At 61.2% G+C, this 2,639-nt stretch carries 2 protein-coding genes; both read right to left on the bottom strand.

Features of this window, described 5'->3' with window-relative positions; genetic code table 11:
* Positions 1-943 (bottom strand): 50S ribosome-binding GTPase (locus IT585_01570; GenBank protein ID MCC6961920.1); only part of this gene is annotated, 943 nt, incomplete at its 3' end.
* A 65-nt stretch (positions 944-1,008) separates the two neighbouring features.
* Positions 1,009-2,639 (bottom strand): hypothetical protein (locus IT585_01565; GenBank protein MCC6961919.1); only part of this gene is annotated, 1,631 nt, incomplete at its 5' end.

Here is a 2,639-nt window from a genome sequence, read left to right as displayed (position 1 = left end):
GCTGGCCATCGAACTTCCCTGCCCCCCAGACCTTGGCGAACTGCAATTTCTCGGCGAAATCTTTGTGGATCTTGTAGGCGGCATCTTCCACCGTGGCCGGGGCGGTGAGCACGACCGGATCGGAGCGATCGGCCTCGTGTCCGGGGGTCTTTGTGTAGACGCGCATGAGATTGAGCGAGCGAAAGAGGGCGGCCTCCAATTGGTCGATGCCACGACGAGTAGTCGAGTCGATCGGAAAAATCGGAAAACGTGCGCCGAACTCTTGTTGAAGGAAGCCGAGGCGGATGTCGTCCTCGTCGAGGTCGCTCTTGGCGGCAAGGAGGAAGGTCCTCTTGGCGACCGCGTCGAGCGAGTATTCCTCTTCGTCGATCTCATGGTCCGGCGCAATCAACGAGATACGATGTTCTTTGAGCAAAGCCAGCGACCGGTTGAGATCGTCGATCAGGTCGTCGGAGGAGAGGTCGGCGAAGAGAAAGACGGCATCAGCCCGGAAGAGAATCGAAGTGATCCAGCCGTCGTAGCATTCAGCGGCAATCGGGGGCAGGTCGATCAGTTGGAATTTCACGTTCTCCCAGACCATCATGCCCGCCACCGGAGCGCGGGTGGTAAAGGGGTAATCGGCGATTTCGGGATGGGCGTGCGAGACGGCGGCGAGGAATTGCGATTTGCCGGAATTGGGTGGACCGACCAGCGGGATTTGCGCGGCGCCCTCGCGGGGGATGTTGTCAAGGCCCTTGTGCTTTCCGCCACCACCCTTCCCTTCCGAGGATTTCTTGACCTTGGCAATCTTCGCCTTGATCTCGGCCTGGAGTTTCTCGGTGCCTTTATGCTTGGGGATGAGCTTGAGCATCTCCTGCAAACAGGCGAGGCGTTCCTGATCGTCGGACGCTGCGCGATAGCGGCGCTCGGCTTCTTTATAGGGCGGAGTCAGATTGGCCGGCATCGCAGTAAAGATACGAGCGTCCGGGGCGGCGTCAAGGGGGACGGCAGGTCAATGAGGGCGTTACCTCAGAGAGAATCGCGCAGGTCGCGGGCAGCGGCGAAGGTAGAGTCGATGCTGAGGGCGGCATTCAGGATTTCGCGGGCGTAGGCGGAGTCGCCGACCCGGAGGGCGCTGACAGCGAGCAGGTACGGCAAGGTGGGATCGGAGACGGTCAAGGGAGTCCGGCGAATGAGATCGACGGCCATTTGGTGATTACCCTGCCGGGCAGCCAGTCCGGCGTAGAGGGTCACTAATTTCGGATCGCCGCGCTGTTCGGGCGGCACCTGATTGAGCCGTGCCATGGCATCGGCGGGCCGGTTGGCGAGGAAGGCGGAGTAGGCAGCTTTGTAAAGGTATTCGCCGTTTTCCGGCCGGTTAGCCATGAGGGTGACATAGTTGCGGTAGGCGGCCGGGTAGTCCTTCATGATGAACTGCAGGGGCGCGAGCATGGAGATCGTGCTGATGTCGTTGGGCAGGATTTCGAGACGACGCTGCCAAGCCTGGGCGGCGCCCTTCTGATCGCCGAGCCGTTCGAGCAGCAGCCCCCAACTTTCGAGGCGCTGACCCTGATCATAATGTTCGCTGTAGTGCAGGTCGACGAGGACATGGGACTTGACGGCCTCAATCTGCAGTTGACTGTTGAAGAGGAGCCAGGGAATGATGCGCAGGCAGATGGCGGCGGCCAGAATGGCGACGCTCCAGGACCGGCGCGGTGCGCGCAGGGCGATCAGGGCGACCAGTGGAACGGCGAAGATTGACAAGAGGTCCCAGTCACGGAAGGCGCCGATCTTCGGATCGACCAAGATCGTAAAGAGCAGTGCGCCGCCGAGAGCGATCAGGGTGAAGTGCTGGCGGCGATCGAGCCGGCCGGGCCAGAAGACGAGGAAGAACGCCGGCGTCGCAAGCAGGAGCACGTTGAGCAGGTCAAGCAGATGGGCGGTGGAGAAGAGTGAATAAGCGGAGTAGTCGTTGGGCCAGAGCGGCAGGATGACCTTGGTAATATTGGCGCTGACGGCGACGATCAGTCCGGCGAAGGCGACGATTGCGGCGATGAGCCAGACGTTGGCGCCGAGGCGGCGGCGGTAGAGATTAATCACTGCCGGCAGAAGCATGATGCCGCTGAAGTGCGAGACCAGTGCCAGGAGGAAGAAAAGCAGCGGCAGGTACGAGATCGATTCGCGTGCCAGATCGCGCCAGGCGAAATAGATGAAATACAGTGTGAAGACGTGAAGCAGCGTATAGCTCTCGACATAGCCGAAATAGAATTGCAGCGTCGCCGTGGCGAGGAACGAGAGGCCGACAAGTGCGCGTTCCAGCGCGGTGGCGAAAAGCCGGGTGATCAGGTAGAGGGCGACCAGGAGGGCCAAGCAGGCGATGGCGGCGATGATCCGGTAGCTGAGTTCGGTGGAACCAACCAGCGTGTAGGTAACGTGGTGAAGCAAGATGTCGAGCGGTTCGGTGGCCGAGAAGACGCGTTCGGTGGCGCCGAGATGCGTAAGACCGTCGCCCATGAGGTGGTTTTGCGACGGGAGCAGCAGCGAGCCGGCCCAGACCAAGCCGCCGACAAAGATCCAACTAATACCGGAAGCAGCGATGCGGTTGAGGAGGCCGGGAATGAGCGCGACAACCACGACAGCGGCAGCAAGCAACCAGAGGG

Source organism: Candidatus Zixiibacteriota bacterium, assembly GCA_020853795.1.
Classification (GTDB): Bacteria; Zixibacteria; MSB-5A5; order CAIYYT01; family CAIYYT01; genus JADJGC01.
Note: the sequence above shows the minus strand (reverse complement) of the source record. Positions and strands in the feature narration are given on the sequence as shown.